1 protein-coding gene is annotated in these 623 nt (G+C 54.3%); it reads left to right on the top strand.

Translation table 11 applies throughout. The features are described 5' to 3' along the window. Positions 1–30 precede the first annotated feature (30 nt). A partial coding sequence (locus PQG80_RS28825; protein WP_271755301.1) for a DDE-type integrase/transposase/recombinase occupies positions 31–623 on the top strand: 593 nt, incomplete at its 3' end.

Raw genomic sequence — 623 nt, forward strand, 5'->3', positions numbered from 1 at the left:
GGGTACTCCTTGTCCAAGGATGGAACCAAGGTGCCTGACGCTCAAATCAAGAGCCGTATCCGGCACCTGATCTCCAGGGAAGAGGAGTCGTGCTACGGTTACAGGAAGCTGACGCAGTGCCTGCGAAGACAGTACGGCTTGCAGATTAACAAGAAGAAGGTCTACCGCCTCTGCAAGGAACTGGGTCTGCTGCAGCCACAGCGTGAAGTGAAGCATACCGTTCCTCGCAGGCTCGCTAACAACCGTGTGGTCACCGGGCCGAACCAGCTCTGGCAAATGGATATTAAATACGGTTACGTAATCGGCGTACGCAAGCACTTTTACCTCGCCAGCATCATTGACGTATTCGACCGCAGCATCGTCGCCCACCACCGTGGCAAAGCTTGCAGCGCCAAGGATATCATCCAGTTGGTCCGCAAAGCGCTTCTTAAAAGAGACATCTTAGCGGCGGATACGCAGTTGGTCGTACGAACAGATAACGGGCCGCAGTTTTGCAGCCATGCCTTCTATGCCTTCACGGAAGAGAGCGGCATTCACCACGAACGCATCCCGGTAAGGACGCCAAACAAAAATGCGTTCATTGAATCCTTTCACAGCGTACTGGAGCGCGAGTGTTACCAGCG

This window comes from Cohnella rhizoplanae, from assembly GCF_948329515.1.
GTDB lineage: Bacteria > Bacillota > Bacilli > Paenibacillales > Paenibacillaceae > Cohnella > Cohnella rhizoplanae.